The organism is Paenibacillus sp. FSL L8-0708 (genome assembly GCF_038009325.1).
GTDB lineage: Bacteria > Bacillota > Bacilli > Paenibacillales > Paenibacillaceae > Paenibacillus_AQ > Paenibacillus_AQ odorifer.
The window spans coordinates 1,129,826-1,146,725 of sequence record NZ_JBBPBC010000001.1; the positions used below are offsets into that span (position 1 = coordinate 1,129,826).

Sequence of the window (16,900 nt, forward strand, 5' to 3'; positions counted from 1 at the left end):
ATTGAACAACTTGAAAGGAGCGATTCCTAATGGATTGGGATAAATTTAAGGTCCACGGCGAACCCCTGATATACGGAGCTATGGCAAGTATTGTTCTGGCTACAATCGGGATTATCGTCGGCCTGACCTATTTTAAAAAATGGGGATATTTATGGCGCGAATGGTTGACTACTGTTGACCACAAACGTATTGGGATTATGTATATCCTCGCTGCATTGCTTATGCTTTTCCGCGGCGGCGTTGACGCTATTATGATGAAGCTGCAAACAGCAGCCCCGGACATGAAATTTCTTGACGCACAGCATTACAACGAGGTATTTACAACACACGGCTTGATTATGATCCTTTTTATGGCCATGCCGTTTATTATCGGTCTGATGAATGTTATCGTTCCGCTGCAAATCGGTGCTAGAGACGTTGCCTTCCCGCGTCTGAATGCTGTCAGCTTCTGGCTCTTCTTCTTTGGAGCTATGCTGCTTAACATTTCGTTTGTTATCGGGGGATCGCCAGATGCTGGTTGGTCCGCATATTTCCCGCTAGCAAGTCTAGAGTTCAGTCCAACGGTGGGTAATAACTATTACTCGCTCGCACTACAAATTTCAGGTATTGGTACGCTCCTCACAGGCGTTAACTTTATTGTAACGATTCTGAAAATGCGTGCACCAGGCATGAAGTTGATGAAAATGCCGATGTTTACTTGGTCCGTATTGATCACCAACGTAATTATCGTATTCGCATTCCCTGTGCTTACGGTTGCACTCGCGTTGATGATGTTCGACCGGTTGTTCGGCTCTCAATTCTTTACGATGGCCAATGGCGGTATGGATATGTTATGGGCCAACCTGTTCTGGGTATGGGGTCACCCTGAAGTATATATCGTTGTCTTACCGGCATTCGGTATTTATAGTGAAATTATCGCCACCTTCTCTAAAAAGAACCTGTATGGATATACATCCATGGTATTCAGTATGTTGATCATTTCCCTTTTGTCCTTCCTAGTATGGGCTCACCATTTCTATACAATGGGTCAAGGTGCTATGGTTAACAGCTTCTTCTCGATTACAACCATGGCCATTGCCGTACCAACAGGTGTGAAAATATTTAACTGGCTATTTACCTTACGAAAAGGGCGAATAACCTTTACGACACCTATGCTATACACCCTGGCCTTTATTCCGATCTTTACGATTGGTGGGGTAACAGGTGTCATGCTGGCTATGGCCAGTGCCGATTACCAGTACCATAATACGATGTTCCTGGTTGCCCATTTCCACTACGTTCTTATTCCAGGTGCGGTCTTCGCCGTTATCGCAGGGTTCCATTACTGGTTCCCTAAAGTATTCGGTTTCCGTCTGAATGAACGTCTTGGCAAGCATGCCTTCTGGTGGATTATCATTTCCTTTAACGTATCGTTCTTCCCGCTGTTTATTCTCGGACTTAAGGGTATGACCCGCCGACAATACACCTATTCTGCGGATACCGGATTTGGCCCGCTGAGTATGGTCTCATTCGTAGGTGCGATCGGTCTCGCTATTGGATTTGTAATCCTGGTTTATAACATTTACTGGAGTACTCGTTACGAACCAAGAGATACTGATGGAGATCCGTGGGATGCACGTACTTTGGAATGGGCAACGAAAAGCCCGATTCCAGCTTACAACTTCGCAGTGGTTCCAAATGTAAAAACACGCGATGCTTACTGGTCTGCTAAACAAGATAAAGTACCACTTTTTGAAGATAAGATTACTAAGATTCATATGCCTAGCAACACAGGAAAACCATTTGTTCTGGGTGTTATCTTCTTCATTGCAGGGTTCTCTCTGGTCTTCAGTCTTTGGATTCCAGCGATCCTCTCTGGAGTAGGTATCCTCATTGTTCTAGCTGCTATGTCCTTTGATCGGGATCACGGATTCTACATCCCAGCAGAAGAAGTTATTGCTACTGAAAAGAAATTGCGGGGTGAGACAGTATGAAAATAGATGCGTCTAAGCCGCTTGAATACTCAACAGAAGAAAATAGTAATAAAATCTTTGGCTTCTGGGTTTTTCTAGGAGCGGAGATTGCACTGTTCGCTACGTTGTTCACTGTTTATTTTGTAATGGTAGACCGTTTTGCCAGCGGCCCTAGCGGGCCGGATCTTTTCGAAATTGGTCCAGTAATGATCGAAACATTGCTGCTGCTGACAAGTTCGTTCACGATTGGTCTTGCAGTTCATGCCATGCGGCATGGTTACCAAAAAGCCATGATGGTCTTTTTCGGACTAACCCTTCTAATGGGCCTCGGCTTCCTTGGTATTGAAATCACGGAGTTTGTCACTTATGTTCACGAAGGGGCTACACTTCAAACCAGTGGTTTCCTATCCAGTCTCTTTGTACTGCTGGGAACACACGGAGCTCACGTATCGTTCGGGTTCCTGTGGGGTGCGGCTATTCTAATCCAGTTGAAGCGTCAAGGTATTAATCCGGCTACGGCCAATAAATCCTTTATCTTCTCGCTGTACTGGCATTTCTTGGACGTTGTCTGGATCTTTATTTTCAGCTTCGTCTATCTGAAAGGACTGATGTAGCATGATGAAGCAATTGTTTCCAATTCGCCATGTGATGGGTTTCTTAGCCTCTCTTGTCCTTTCTGTGGCTGCACTTGCTGTAATCTACCTTGATCTATCCAACACTGCGAACATGGCTATCCTGCTTGTTACAGCCCTCATTCAGGCTTCCTTGCAGCTCTTCCTGTTCATGCATATTGGTGAATCAGCAGATACCAAGAAAGAACTTTACATCAATATCGCCTATGCCTTATTCGTTGGTTTAGTTACGATATTCGGTACGCTCTTCATCTTCGTATGGGGCTGGTATGCTTAATTACAGTCACTAATACTCAAAGGGACGTCTCTAAAGCCAAAATGGCTTAGGGGCGTCTCTTTTTTTGCGTTTATTTAGGAGGTTTATTGTAGCGGATGCCCGGAAATGTGCGTCTTTTTAGGCAATAGCTGCACTGGAGTCCGGAACTTCGCTCAATAGGCGAAAAATGTGCGAATAGCGTCATCTGGGTCCGAAAGCTACGGGGGAGATAAGGGGGGGCGGCGCGATCGGACTCAGAGGAGCTTATAAGCTAAAAACAGCAGCGTTTGAGTCCGAAAGCCCCGTGAGACAAGGTCGGCTTGGCGCGATCGGACTCAGATGATCTTAAAAGCGGGAAACAGCGGCGTTTGGATTGGTAACGGACCCCAAAGTCGTTATTGGTGTAAAAGGCGCCCGAAATGAGCGTCTTTTTGGGCAATAGCTGCATAGGAGTCCGAAACTTCGCTCAAAAGGCGAAGAATGTGCGAATAGCGTCATCTGAGTCCGAAAGCCAGGGGGATGAGGATGGCACAACGCTGTCGGACTCAGGTGACCTTAAAAGCTGGAATCAACGGTATCTAGAATTCTAAGGGACCCCATAGCCACTATTGGTGTGAAAAATGCCCCAAATGAGCATCTTTCTTGACAATAGCTGCACTGGAGTCCGGAACTTCGCTCAAAAGGCGGAAAGTGTGCGAATAGCGTCATCTGGGTCCGAAAGCTACGGGGGAGATAAGGGGGGGGCGGCGCGATCGGACTCAGATGATCTTAAAAGCGGGAAACAGCGGCGTTTGGAGTGGTAACGGACCACAAGGTCGTTATTGGTGTAAAAGGCACCCGAAATGAGCGTCTTTTTGGGCAATAGTTGCAACTGAGTCCGAAACTTCGCTCAAAAGACGAAAAATGTTCGAATAGCGTCATCTGAGTCCGAAAGCTACGGGGGATGAGGATGGCACGGCGCTGTCGGACTCAGGTGACCTTAAAAGCGGGAAACAGCGGCATTTGGAGTGGTAACGGACCCCAAAGTCGCTATTGGTGTGAAAAATGCCCGAAATGAGCGCCTTTCTAGGCAATAGCTGCACTGGAGTCCGAAACTTCGCTCAAAAGGCGGAAAATGTGCGAATAGCGTCATCTGGGTCCGAAATCCATGGGGGATGAGGGGAACTTGGCGCGATCGGACTCAGATGATCTTAAAAGCTGGAAACAGCGTCATTTGGAGTTGTAACGGACCCAAAAGTCGCTATTGGTGTGAAAAACGCCCAAAATGAGCGCCTTACTAGGCAATAGCTGCATAGGAGTCCGAAACTTCGCTCAAAAGGCGAAGAATGTGCGAATAGCGTCTTCTGAGTCCGAAAGCCACGGGGAATGAGGATGGCACGGCGCTGTCGTACTCAGGTGACCTTAAAAGCTGGAATCAGCGTTATCAGGGTCCTAAAACTACTGTGGATGAGGTTGGCTCGGCGCGATCGGACGTAATTTTGATTAATAGCAAGGGATAGATAGATCCCCAAAGGATAATCTTGGGGTTTTTTTGTTGACATATAAATCAAACTGTATTAATAATAGTAGTACAGTTAATACACACCATAATGGATTTAATGCAAGATAGTGGAAGGAGGAAGGTTATGTTCGAACTGGACGTTCGTAGTCGGAAGCCGATTTATGAGCAGCTGACCGATAAGGTCAAGGAGATGATTCTGCATGGTATTTTGCAGACGGATGAACAGCTACCTTCTGTAAGGACGTTATCCCAGCAGCTAACCGTGAATCCCAATACGATTCAGAAGGCTTACCGTGAATTGGAACGTGAGGGGTATATCTATTCATTACAGGGGAAAGGAAGTTTTGTAGCCCCGATGAAAAAAGAACAAAATGCGATCAAAAAAGCGGAAGTCCGGAACGAGTTGCTGAGGCTGATGGCGGAGGCGGTATACCTTGGGTTCACCGCAGCTGAGATTAGTTCTTTGTACCAACAAGTGGAGAAGCAAAGAGAAGGAGGGAAGAGTGATGATTGAGATTCGGGGAGTCAGCAAATTATTTCAAGGCGAGAAGGCAGTCGACGATATCTCTTTAACGGTACATAAAGGAACAATTTATGGGCTGCTCGGCTCTAATGGCGCAGGCAAAACAACGCTGCTCAAAACATTGGCGGGCATCTACTCTCCAGATAAGGGGACCGTGCGGGTGGATGGTGAAGCGGTATTCGAACACCCGACGACTAAGCAACGGGTTATTTTTATGCCGGATGCTCCTTACTTTTTCCCACAATCCACCATGCTGCAAATGGCGGCCTTCTATCGCTCGATTTATCCGAGCTGGAATCAGAAGCGTTTTGAAGATTTGGGAACCGTATTTCAGCTCGATAAAAAGCGCAAGCTCAGTCGTTTCTCCAAAGGGATGCAGCGGCAAGCGTCATTCTGGTTATGTTTAAGCTGTATGCCGGATGTGCTGATTATGGATGAACCGATTGACGGATTAGATCCGGTGATGCGGCGTCAGATTAAAAACCTGCTATTTCAGGAGGTTGCTGAACGCGAGCTGACGGTAATCATTTCTTCCCATAACCTTCGTGAGATTGAAGATCTGTGCGATCATGTCGGGATTATGCATGGTGGGAAGATGTTGATTGAGAAGGATCTGGATGATCTTAAGGCGGATACACATAAGATTCAAGTGGCGTTTCGGGATGAACGGCATGAGATTCCGTTAGCTGCCAAGCTACAAGTTCTGCATCAAGAGCGCCGGGGAAGTGTGAACCTATATATTGTAAAAGGGGATCGTGAACGGATCAAAGCGGCTTTTCAGGTGTACGAGCCATACGTATTCGATTTGCTTCCATTAACGTTAGAAGAGATCTTTATTTATGAAATGGGGGATGTCGGATATGACGCGCAGCCATTACTACTTTAATAGCAGTATTTTTCGCCAGAACTTCCGCCAGCATGGCTGGATAGGGATTATATATGCACTCGGCTTATTATTTGCACTTCCATTACAGCTCTTCATGAGCAGCAATCCGGATGCAAAACCGCAGGAAGTTGATCATTTATTTCGCATAGCTGGTAGTGTGCAAGCCTTGTTTATCATTACGATCCCAGTTGCCGCAGGACTATTCTTATTCCGATACCTTCAGGCAAAATCACCCGCAGATCTTTGGCATAGCCTGCCTTTACGCAGAGAGCATTTATTTACAGCTCATCTGACGAGTGGACTTACCTTACTATTGCTGCCTGTTTGGTTAACTGCTGGGGTGGTTGCCGTTGTTAAGCCGTGGAGTGGTAATTTTTATATTTTTCAAGGCGCAGATATTTGGCAATGGTGTATTACAGTTAGTATTCTGACTTTGTTCCTCTTTTGCTTTAGTGTTTTTGTGGGAATATGTACGGGCCAATCTATTCTTCAGGGAATTATCATTTATATTTTGCTTATTCTTCCTGCTGTACTGATCTCATTAATCCACAGCCATTTAGCTATGTATCTTTATGGATATGCAAATGCAAACTCTAACTTGCGTGATTCTATTTCGCAGATATGGTCTCCTTTTGTTCATATCGTGTATTATTTTACCGGCAAACCCTTCACCAATACAGAATTATGGATTTATGGGGTATTGGCACTTCTATTTATCGGGTTGTCGTACCTGTTATACCGTAAACGTAATACGGAAAAAGCGGGTCAGGCTATTGCCTTTGGATATTTCAACCCACTGTTTAAAGCAGGGGTTATGTTATGTGCCATGCTTATTGCCGGTAATTATTTTGCGCAAATGAAGCAACAGCAAATGGGCTGGGTGATTGGTGGATATGCCATCGGAGCCATTATTGGTTATGTTGCCGCAGAAATGATTGTTCGGAAAACATGGCAGATTATGACGCGTAAAATGGTAGCTGAGTTTGCAGTTTATGCGGTAATGATAGGGTTACTTCTGTATATCCCGGTATCAAGTGTTACGGGGTATGAAGCCAGAGTGCCTTCCGGTGATAAGATTAGCGGTGTATATATGGGAGCTAACTACCGGTTGTATACCCCAACGGATGATTTGTACACTACACCCTACATGGGGCAGAACCCTTTTTCCGATGATAAAGATTATATAGAAGCTGTCCGTAAACTCCATCAAGCGGTAGTTGCAGTACGTCCAGAACTTACCTCACGACAATACGTTTATGAATATTTTACTCTGGCTTATCAATTGGAGAACGGCGATAAGCTAGTGAGGGAATACTGGATCCCTAATAAGGGGTTTGAATCAGAGCTCGAGGCGGTTAAGGATACCGAAGCTTACAAGTATGAAAAGTATGATTTAGCTCTCTTAGACAAAGACCTGGATTTTATGTGGGTTACTAACAGGAATAAAAAAGTAGCCGTTTCTGATCCCGGGGAAATTTCAGAGCTAAAGGAGATTATCAAACGCGAAATTTCGAATATGTCCTACGAAGTACAAATAGATAAGGACGGAAAACCTGATGTGGCTAATATCCAAGTAGAGGTGAAGACAAAAGAGAACAGTAATCAAGTTATTACAGATTATGGTTATTATTATCCATGGAAATCTTCTTTCCATGAGCTTGAAAAGTGGATGAACGAAAAAGGTTATGCCGATAAAATACAAATAACAGCTGAAGATATCCAATCGGCAGAGATTATAAAAGATGATTATATGGACGAGCAAACACCTAAGAACCCTACTAGTCCTGAACAAAGAGTAGCGCTTGCACGCGAAAAGAATCGTACGGCTGTTACGAAGGATAAGACATTATTAACAGATATTTTGGACCATCATTTCCATTATGGTGTTGAGAATGGCAACTACATTGTGAAGTTGATGTACAAAGAGGGTTATAGCGATTTCGTAATGTTAAAAGAATCGGATATGACGCCTGAATTGAAAGCATTGCTGAAATAAGTTAAGAATAAGTTTAGAATAAGGTAAGTAAAAGATTACAGATAAAAGACTACTGGTTTACATAAACTGGATAGTTGGATTATGCTTTTGGAGATACGATAAGGATGAAATGGAACTTTCAGGTCAGCCTCTGAACCAGTATATTCGTTTCCGGTAAAATAACATCGCTGTATTAACTGGTAAGGAGTTTTGTATTTAGGTGAAGCCCGACCATGGACGATAGAGTCCATGGTCTTTTTTGCATAGTAAGAGGTAATACATGGATGTGTGATTGCTGTAATGCCTCTGGAATCTGCTTCGAAGAGATCCTTTACTGTAGAATAATATAAATAGGAAAAATTGAGGTGTAAATATAATGTTAAACAATACAGCGGAAGTGTTGTTAAGTAAGTTTATGACTAAGCTGCTTCGGCATACCCCAGAGCAATATGGTCTTATTTTGGATCCAGAGGATGGTTCCTGTAGGTTGGATGATTTACTGTCTGTTATTGTAAGCACTCCTAGATGGTCAGAGGTGACTGTGGGAGATATTCGGCAAGTGGTCGCAGATTGTGACAAGCAACGATTGGAAATCATTGACGACCGGATCAAAGCCCGGTACGGGCATAGCCATACAAAAATCACTTATGGGCCGGGGACTCCGCCTGCTATACTTTTTCACGGAACTCATTCTGGTGTGCTTTCTGTGATTTTGGAGGAGGGGCTCCAATCGATGGGACGGCAGTATGTTCATTTGTCTGAAGGGACTCATTTTGCCAGTTTAGCCGGAAGTCGCAGAGGGAAATTGATATTGTTAACCGTTGATACGATTAGAGCGGGTCAAATGGGTGTAACCTTTTATAATGCGGGTAATAAGGTATGGTTGGCAGGTCATATACCGCCTTCCTGTCTTAAGGTGTATACCCCGTAAGTTGAACTAGATCGACGTTTGGTTAGGAGGCATAATAACATGGATGAAATTCCAGATCACTTAGATCACGGATTACAGATTGTATTTATTGGGTTCAATCCTAGTATCCGTTCTGGCGAGGTAGGACATCATTACGCGAATCCGCGGAATAATTTCTGGAGAATATTACATCAGTCTGGGCTTACTCCCCGGTTGTATGATGCGTCTGAGGATGGGGACTTGCTTAAGCTGGGCTATGGGTTTACAAATATTGTTGCCCGTCCCACACGGGGAATCGACGATATTACTCGTGAAGAATACCAGGAGGGTCGGGAAATGCTTCGCTCCAAGCTGGAGAAATATCGGCCTCAAGTCGCCTGTTTTGTAGGTAAGGGTGTATATACAGAGTTTAGTCGCAGAACAAAAGCTAACTGGGGATTTCAAGGGGACGTGCCTCCAAATATAGATGGCGTTCGTGAATTTGTTGCACCCTCTTCTAGCGGATTAGTTAGAATGCCGATGGAAGAGATCGTTGGGATTTATCGCAGATTAGCCGAGTTTACGCAAGAGAACGATGGGTGATTGATGTATTTGGAGTTAGGGAGCTAAAGGACACAGGAGTCGCTAAAAGTAACAAATCACTCTAATTTGTGCGCTATCGGACACCAATGCAGCTATTGGGTGGAAATAGACTGAATATGAGTCCATTTTGGGTAGATAGCGTCTCTGGAGTCCGAAAACACGACTAAATGGCCGAAAATCCACGAATAACGGCGCCTGAGTCCGTAAGAGTAAAAGCTGGGGAATTGGCCATGGATCTCCGTAAATCCGTAAATCCGTAGACCCCGCAGATCCCGCAGATCCCGCAGATCCCGCAGATCCCGCAGATCCCGCAGATCCCGCAGGTCCCGCAGATCCCGCAGGTCCCGCAGATCCCGCAGATCCCGCAGATCCCGTAGCTCTCGCAAGCTCTGGCAAACTCCCGCATCTTAGCTATCTCTCGCTACTCTAGAATACCCTCAAACACAAAAGGAGCCAGATTCCATATCGGAATCTGGCTCCTTTTGTAACTTCAAAGGGCAGTCTCAGTATATGAGACATGCCCTTAGTCCCTAATACATTAGGTCTCAATCAGCAGCAGAATGATAGAGGATAAGGATAGGCAAACACTAATCAGGCAAAGCACGGCAACGACCTGCTTCTGGTTCAGGCCTGCCCGAAGCAGGCGGTAATGAGCCTGGGTGGCATCGGCTTGATAAATGGACTTGCCTTGGATGAAACGTTTGACTACGACAAAAATGTTGTCGAAGATCGGTACGCCCAGCGCCAGAATCGGAATGAACAGCGACAGGACGGTGGCTTGCTTGAACGCTCCGTCGAGTGCAATTACCGCTAGGATGAAGCCGAGAAAGGTTGCCCCGGCGTCGCCCATAAAGATTTTTGCGGGCGGCTTATTGTAGCGCAGATAAGCAAGCGTAACGCCAATCAGTGAAATTGCCATAATGGCAGATGAGGATTGCCCCTTTGCCAGTGCGACAACAAATAATGTAATCGCCGAAATGGCCGTCAAGGCACCAGCCAGACCGTCCATGCCATCCGAGAAATTAATAACTGTGGTTACACCGAAGATCCAGATAATCGTCAGCAGAAACGATAGAATGACAGGCAAAACGATATAATCGCCTGAGAATGGATTGTAGAATCCGGTAAAGGCATTGCCAGAAACATAAACCAGGATCGCTGCGCTAACTTGTACAATTAACTTGGGCAGAGCTGGGAAATCTTTGCCTTTCGTTTTGTACCAATCATCCACCGTGCCTATGGTCAGCAACAGTACGCCACCTACAAATAATGCGACAGTCTCCATGGAGAAATCACGCGCGAACACCAGATAAGTGATAAAAAATCCGATGAATATGGCGTAGCTGGCCGTTAGCGGAATGGGCTCTCTATGAATTTTACGCTCAACGTCCTGCCGAGGCTTGTCCACAAAATCAAGCCGAAAAGCAAGCTTGCCGAGCGGCGGAATTAGAAAGTAGACGATAAGAAATGACATTAGAAATGATAAAACGTATAAAATGACGCTCACCACCGTTTTCTTTTTAAAATACCACAGATCGATTAAATCTACCTTAAAAAAGTAAAATTTTGTCGTGAGGGGTGTGAAGTTGACTTGCCAGCAACGCTGTAGTACCTTGTTGAGAAAAGCCTTTGGGGGATATTTATGAAATACGATGTTATTTTATTTGATGCCGACGATACGTTGTTTGATTATGGAATGGCAGAAAGTCACGCATTGTCTAATGCCTTTCTACACTTTGGGATGCCCACAGGTGCAGCAGATTATGCTGCCAGTTATCAAGAGATTAACCACGCATTGTGGAGGGATTTAGAACAAGGAAGGATTTCATCTGCGGCGCTGCGGGTAGAGCGGTTCAATCGGTTGTTTGCTGCACATGCGCTTGAGCTTGATCCTGAAACATTCAGTGAGGCCTATCTACGTTTCTTAGGCGAAGGAACCTTTCTGATGCAGGGAGCAATCGAGCTATGCGGAGAGCTTGCAGATTGCCGCCTGGCGATTATCACGAATGGAATCAAGGATGTGCAAACTTCCAGAATCCAAGGCTCGCTGCTGAGTGATACATTTGAGCAGATCATTATCTCAGAGGAGGCAGGATGTCAGAAGCCAGAGACGGGGATTTTTGATTATGCTTTTGCCAAATTGGGGATTGAAGATAAGGAAAAAGTATTGATTGTGGGTGACTCCTTAACCTCTGATATTCAAGGCGGAATTAATTATGGGATTGATACCTGCTGGTTTAACCCGCTAGGGAAGATTAATGAGTCCGGCGTTCAGCCAAAATACGAAATCCGAAACCTGTCGGAGCTACTAGATATTGTAGGGAAAGGTACTAACCTTCAATAAAAAATAAGGTGTGAGCGCATAAGCGGCTCACACCTTTTATTTAGTAACCTGAAGAGGTTTATTGCCGAGTATCCAGCGGCTTCAGATAAGCCTCGATTTGCTGGCGTTTCGATTCCAGAAATGGCGGCAGCGCAAGGGATTCACCTAAACTTTCCATAGGCTCATCTGTAGCAAAGCCTGGTCCGTCTGTAGCCAACTCAAAAAGGATGCCGTTAGGCTCGCGGAAATAGAGGGAACGGAAGTAGAAGCGGTCGACGAAACCGGAATTAGGAAGCTGTGCCTGGCGGATGTGTTCGATCCATTGCTTCAATTCGTCTTCATTATCTACGCGGAATGCGACGTGATGTACCCCGCCACGTCCCAAATGCTCTTGCTCCAGATCATTGCGTTCCTCCAGATGAACCTCAGCACCTGATCCGCCTTCACCAGTCTCGAATACGAGCACATCTGGCTGACCGGCAACTGTTGAAGGGTAGGTTCCTATACGGCGGAAGCCGAGCAACTGCTCCAGCACTACCGCTGTATGTTCTGCACTTTCTACTGTGAGATGTGCGGGTCCTAAGCCTACAATGCCATATTGGGCAGGTACTGGGCTTTTAGCCCAAGGAGTACCGCCGGCAACACCGTTATCATTTTCGTCGGATACGAGAATGAAACGTTGGCTCTCGTGATCGCGGAAGGATAAAGTCTGGCGTCCACCAAGTTCCTGTATCGTCCCATGCTCCACGTTAAGCTCGGTGAAGCGTTGCTCCCAGTAGGTAAGTGCGGCATCGCTTGGCAATCGAAGGGAGAGCGCGGAGATGCTGTTATTGCCCTCTCGGTTGCGGCCTGCCATCGGAAGCTCGAAAAAGGTTAATTCGGTTCCGGGATTCCCCTTCTCATCTCCATAGAATAAATGGTACACTGAAATATCATCCTGATTTACTGTTTTTTTAATGAGACGCAGTCCAAGTACCTCTGTATAGAACTTAAAGTTCTCCTGTGCTTTGCCTGTAATAGCTGAGACATGGTGAAGTCCTTTTAACGTTAAACTCATGGTAGTTACCTCCGTGTAAATGCTTTGGGTTTGTGGATTATTTTAATTTATTGTTAATATATCGATAAAATCTTTGGTGAATATTATTAAGTTACTATAATTTTAATAGTAATAAGAAACTTTTGCAAGTGGATATTAATGTTTCATGAAATTTAATTCATACATAAGGAGAGAGAATAGTGCACACAACAACAAGCTTGATGAAACAATTACAGGAGTTAGGGATTGATCCACGGGGGACCATTTTAGTTCATTCCTCGTTAAAAAGTGTTGGCGAAGTAGAAGGAGGCGCGAACACGGTGCTGGATGCACTCAGTGAATATATGAAGGATGGGCTGCTTGTTTTGCCAACGCATACATGGGCTTATATTAATGCGGATAATCCGCGCTTCTTTGTTCAAGATTCCCCATCTTGTGTAGGGATATTACCGGAGCTGTTCAGAAAACGTCCAGGTGTTGTCCGCTCTTGGCATCCGACTCACTCTGTAGCGGCTTTGGGTGTTGATGCTGAGGCGTTTACTGCAGGGGATGAACGTTGGGATACGCCATGCGCCCGTGGTTCAGTGTGGGGCAAGCTGCTTGATCGGAAGGCGGAAATAGTACTGCTGGGCGTCGATCTGCGGCGGAATACGTTCATTCACGGTATTGAAGAGTGGGTGGATATTCCGGGCAGAATGACGGATAGTCATGAGGAATTATATACGGTGACGCCGGGTGGCGATGAAATCATGGTGCCTTCTCGCAGACATTGTGGTCTCTCTTGGTCGGAGCATTTTTGGAAAGTGGAACGCGAGCTTGAGGAAGGCGGTGCCATGCGTAAGGGGAACTTCGGGGATGCACTAGTTAGAGTGTGTGGAACAGTAGAAACGACGGATATTTTAAGCCTGATGCTAAAAGAGAACCCTGATCTTTTCTCCGATAATGAACCGCTGCATGGTGAGTCCAAACCAGATCCGCTTCCAAAGACCAGACGTGAACAACCGTAGGTGGGAGAGGCTAAACCATTTTTTCAGCTCGCACAATCTGGAAGACGCTATCAATGTATGGTATATTAATCTCACTAAAACATAGTAAGGAGATTGGAAATGGAAAAAACATTGGTCTTTGGACACAAAAATCCGGATACGGATACTATTTGTTCGGCAATTGCTTATGCAGCACTCAAAAAAGAATTAGGCTGGGATGCTGAGCCAGTTCGTCTGGGAGACGTTAGTGGTGAAACGCAATTTGCGCTTGATCATTTCGGAGTTGAGGCTCCTCGTCTGGTAGAGAACGTAGCTGGAGAAGCTAATCAGGTTATTCTTGTTGACCATAATGAACGCCAACAAAGTGCGAATGACATTGATCGAGTGCGTGTAATTGAAGTTATCGACCATCACCGGATCGCTAATTTTGAGACTGCACATCCGTTATACTACCGTGCTGAGCCAGTAGGCTGTACTGCTACTATTCTTAACAAAATGTATAAAGAAAACGGTGTAGCTATCCCTAAAGACATCGCCGGATTGATGTTGTCTGCAATCATTTCTGATTCCTTGCTGTTTAAATCTCCAACCTGCACCGCTGAAGATGTAGCTGCAGCACGCGAATTGGCTGAAATCGCTGGTGTAAATGCAGAAAGCTACGGCCTTGATATGCTGAAGGCTGGTGCTGATCTTAGCGACAAGAGTATCGCTCAACTGATCTCCTTGGATGCTAAGGAATTCAAAATGGGTGAATACAAAGTAGAAATCGCCCAAGTGAACGCGGTTGACGTTAATGATGTACTCTCCAAGCAGGCTGAACTGGAAACTGCACTGACTTCCATTATTGCTGAAAAAGAATTGGATCTGTTCCTGTTCGTAGTTACAGATATCCTCAACAACGATTCGGTGGGTCTGGCTCTGGGCCGTGTTGCAGGTGCAGTAGAACAGGCGTACAACGTGAAGCTTGATGACAATAAAGCCCTTCTTAAAGGTGTAGTATCCCGTAAATCACAAATCGTACCGGTACTTACAGAGACGATTGCTAAACTGTAAAGCATTTTGACAGTTGTCTATGAGAGTAGATTGGATAAAAAGAGCTCATGCCCCATCAGTAGTTAAGATGGTGACATGAGTTCTTTTTGTTTTACGGCGTATTCTGCTACAATATTTTGGGAGGGGATCCAACTGATCCTCTTCCAATTGCATGAACTTTGAACCAGCATGAGGAATATGACAAAGGGATAGGGGATATTGGAAATGGAATTGTTTGCAGCATTGGAACGGGACGACTACGAGGAATTATTATTTTGTCAGGATAAGGCATCGGGATTAAAGGCGATCATCGCGATTCATGACACGACACTAGGACCAGCACTGGGTGGAACGCGGATGTGGACCTATGCTACGGAAGAGGAAGCTATTGTTGATGCGCTTCGATTAGCAAAAGGGATGACCTATAAAAATGCAGTATCCGGCCTGAATTTGGGTGGTGGGAAAACAGTAATCATTGGAGATCCCAAGAAGGATAAAAATGAAGCCATGTTCCGTGCTTTCGGAAGATACATACAAGGTTTAAATGGACGGTACATAACTGCTGAAGATGTAGGGACTACGGAAGAGGACATGAACATTATTTATCAAGAGACAGATTATGTTACCGGCACCTCACCTACGTACGGTTCTTCGGGCAATCCGTCACCAGCAACGGCTTACGGTGTTTACCAAGGAATGAAGGCAGCCGCTAAAGCCGCCTTTGGCAGTGATTCGCTCGAAGGGAAGACAGTAGCTGTTCAAGGTGTGGGGAACGTGGCCTTTACACTGTGCAAACATCTTCATGAAGAAGGAGCACAGCTTATCGTAACGGACATCCATAAACCAGCCGTTCAACGTGCAGTAGAGGCCTATGGCGCCAAGGCTGTAGATCCAGGCGATATCATCAGTGTAGATTGTGATATTTATGCTCCTTGCGCTCTTGGAGCGACAATTAACGATGAATCCTTACGGTTAATCAAGGCGAAAGTGATTGCAGGAGCTGCTAATAATCAGCTGAAGGATTCCTCGCATGGTGATGCACTTCATGAGATGGGGATTGTATATGCTCCAGATTACGTGATTAATGCAGGTGGCGTCATTAATATTGCGGACGAGCTGAACGGCTATAATAAGGAACGTGCCTTTAAGCAGGTGGCGAAGATTTACGACAATATTACCCGCGTAATGGAAATTTCCCGTTTGAACGGAATACCTACTTATGCCGCTGCAAACCAGCTTGCAGAGGACCGGATAGCGCTATTAAGAAATAGCCGCAGCACCTTTCTGCGTAATGGTCAACATGCACTTAGCAGAAGATCGCTGCGGGGATAAGCTGTAAAAAAACTCGGCAATTTCCATCCGATTACAACTTCGGAGGGACTGCCGAGTTTTTTATGTTCTTTTATTTCTACACGAAACGTTTATTCTATTTCGAGGACGGTAACGTGGTTTCTGCTTATTCCTAATTACTGAACCTTTTGCGGTTCTGGGTAAGTGACGCCGAAGGTGTCGACCGTCACCTTTTTCATGACTGGTGGCTCATCTGGACGATCAGAACCGTCACGAGGCAGGCTCACAATTCTTTTTACAGCTTCGATTCCTTCAGTTACTTTACCAAAAGCGGCGTAGCTTCCATCTAGACTAGGGTAAGCTGCATCCATAATAAAGAACTGGGAACCGGCAGAGTCAGGAGCCTGTGATCTTGCCATGGATAGAACACCTTCTGTATGCAGAAGGTTATTGGTGAACCCGTTGCCAGAGAATTCTCCGGCGATACTGTAACCCGGGCCTCCCATACCTGTACCATCAGGGTCGCCGCCTTGAATCATGAAGTTAGGAATTACTCTATGGAATATAGTGTTATCATAAAATCCTTTTTGAATAAGTGAGATGAAATTGTTTACGGTGTTAGGGGCAACCTCAGGGTATAGCTCAGCTTGGATGATATCCCCGTCTCCCATTTCAATGGTTACTAAGGGATGACTTGCCGTAGCTGAAGGAACGCCTTCAGTTGGGGCTGCACCTTCCCCAGGTGCTGATCCGCTGCTTCCATTATTACTGCTTGCATTGTTATTGTTTGGCTTGTTACCGCAACCTGCCGCAATAACCATGACCAGGCATAACATGATCAGAAGAATAGCGGATTTTGTTCGTGTAGACTTCACTAAATAATCTCTCCTCTTTATTGAATAATCTCGTAGGTACTTCCCATAATACCTCCTTTGTCCTATTACATGCAAAGGTCAGTTATGACTTCTGGGATTGGCACATCTTAAAAAGAAGTTTACAATGGTAGGATGTTTCCA

The 16,900-nt window shown here is 45.3% G+C and carries 16 protein-coding genes; 12 read left to right on the forward strand and 4 right to left on the reverse strand.

What is annotated here, in order from left to right:
* Positions 1-29 precede the first annotated feature (29 nt).
* The 8 genes from qoxB (at position 30) to NYE58_RS05055 (ending at position 9,217) form a co-directional block, all read left to right on the forward strand.
* Positions 30-1,973 (forward strand): cytochrome aa3 quinol oxidase subunit I, encoded by a 1,944-nt coding sequence (gene qoxB / locus NYE58_RS05020; protein ID WP_076129582.1) that lies wholly within the window; start codon positions 30-32, stop codon positions 1,971-1,973.
* Positions 1,970-2,566 carry a cytochrome aa3 quinol oxidase subunit III gene (gene qoxC, locus NYE58_RS05025; protein ID WP_042124373.1) on the forward strand — a complete coding sequence of 199 codons (597 nt, stop codon included), beginning with the start codon at positions 1,970-1,972 and terminating at the stop codon, positions 2,564-2,566. The genes qoxB and qoxC overlap by 4 nt, the downstream gene beginning before the upstream one ends.
* Positions 2,567-2,570: 4 nt before the next feature.
* Complete coding sequence (gene qoxD, locus NYE58_RS05030) at positions 2,571-2,861, forward strand: cytochrome aa3 quinol oxidase subunit IV (protein WP_036680878.1); 291 nt, start codon at positions 2,571-2,573, stop codon at positions 2,859-2,861.
* A 1,604-nt stretch (positions 2,862-4,465) separates the two neighbouring features.
* Positions 4,466-4,855, forward strand: a complete 390-nt coding sequence (locus NYE58_RS05035; protein ID WP_036680827.1) for a GntR family transcriptional regulator — start codon at positions 4,466-4,468, stop codon at positions 4,853-4,855.
* Positions 4,848-5,750, forward strand: coding sequence for an ABC transporter ATP-binding protein (locus NYE58_RS05040; RefSeq protein WP_036680830.1), 903 nt, complete (start codon positions 4,848-4,850; stop codon positions 5,748-5,750). Before NYE58_RS05035 ends, NYE58_RS05040 begins: the two co-directional genes overlap by 8 nt.
* Positions 5,716-7,746 (forward strand): hypothetical protein, encoded by a 2,031-nt coding sequence (locus NYE58_RS05045; protein ID WP_341001233.1) that lies wholly within the window; start codon positions 5,716-5,718, stop codon positions 7,744-7,746. The genes NYE58_RS05040 and NYE58_RS05045 overlap by 35 nt, the downstream gene beginning before the upstream one ends.
* Before the next feature lie 355 nt (positions 7,747-8,101).
* Entirely contained in the window at positions 8,102-8,656 is a 555-nt protein-coding gene (locus NYE58_RS05050) for an RNA 2'-phosphotransferase (protein ID WP_076276827.1), read from the forward strand.
* A gap of 39 nt (positions 8,657-8,695) precedes the next feature.
* Positions 8,696-9,217, forward strand: coding sequence for a mismatch-specific DNA-glycosylase (locus NYE58_RS05055; protein ID WP_076276828.1), 522 nt, complete (start codon positions 8,696-8,698; stop codon positions 9,215-9,217).
* Positions 9,218-9,309: 92 nt separating this feature from the next.
* On the opposite strand, the gene NYE58_RS05060 is transcribed toward NYE58_RS05055, so the two are convergent.
* Together NYE58_RS05060 and NYE58_RS05065 are read right to left on the reverse strand one after the other, a co-directional pair.
* The gene (locus tag NYE58_RS05060; protein WP_341001234.1) at positions 9,310-9,603 is read right to left on the reverse strand and encodes a hypothetical protein; all 294 of its coding nucleotides are present in this window, start codon (positions 9,601-9,603) and stop codon (positions 9,310-9,312) included.
* 152 nt (positions 9,604-9,755) lie between these two features.
* Positions 9,756-10,691 (reverse strand): MraY family glycosyltransferase, encoded by a 936-nt coding sequence (locus NYE58_RS05065; RefSeq protein ID WP_076129282.1) that lies wholly within the window; start codon positions 10,689-10,691, stop codon positions 9,756-9,758.
* Positions 10,692-10,859: 168 nt separating this feature from the next.
* On the opposite strand from NYE58_RS05065, the gene NYE58_RS05070 reads away from it, so the two are divergent.
* Entirely contained in the window at positions 10,860-11,561 is a 702-nt protein-coding gene (locus NYE58_RS05070; RefSeq protein WP_341001236.1) for a YjjG family noncanonical pyrimidine nucleotidase, read from the forward strand.
* Positions 11,562-11,619: 58 nt separating this feature from the next.
* Here NYE58_RS05070 and NYE58_RS05075 read toward each other — a convergent pair whose 3' ends face one another.
* A complete protein-coding gene (locus tag NYE58_RS05075; RefSeq protein ID WP_076276829.1) occupies positions 11,620-12,597 on the reverse strand; it encodes a ring-cleaving dioxygenase in 978 nt (325 codons plus the stop codon).
* A gap of 179 nt (positions 12,598-12,776) precedes the next feature.
* Here NYE58_RS05075 and NYE58_RS05080 point away from each other — a divergent pair, with 179 nt between their 5' ends.
* The 3 genes from NYE58_RS05080 (at position 12,777) to NYE58_RS05090 (ending at position 15,926) form a co-directional block, all read left to right on the forward strand.
* Positions 12,777-13,583 carry an AAC(3) family N-acetyltransferase gene (locus NYE58_RS05080; RefSeq protein ID WP_076129279.1) on the forward strand — a complete coding sequence of 269 codons (807 nt, stop codon included), beginning with the start codon at positions 12,777-12,779 and terminating at the stop codon, positions 13,581-13,583.
* 99 nt (positions 13,584-13,682) lie between these two features.
* Entirely contained in the window at positions 13,683-14,615 is a 933-nt protein-coding gene (locus tag NYE58_RS05085) for a manganese-dependent inorganic pyrophosphatase (RefSeq protein ID WP_076129278.1), read from the forward strand.
* A gap of 204 nt (positions 14,616-14,819) precedes the next feature.
* Positions 14,820-15,926 (forward strand): Glu/Leu/Phe/Val family dehydrogenase, encoded by a 1,107-nt coding sequence (locus NYE58_RS05090; protein WP_076276830.1) that lies wholly within the window; start codon positions 14,820-14,822, stop codon positions 15,924-15,926.
* 134 nt (positions 15,927-16,060) lie between these two features.
* On the opposite strand, the gene NYE58_RS05095 is transcribed toward NYE58_RS05090, so the two are convergent.
* A complete protein-coding gene (locus NYE58_RS05095) occupies positions 16,061-16,720 on the reverse strand; it encodes a peptidylprolyl isomerase (protein WP_076276857.1) in 660 nt (219 codons plus the stop codon).
* Positions 16,721-16,900 lie beyond the last annotated feature (180 nt).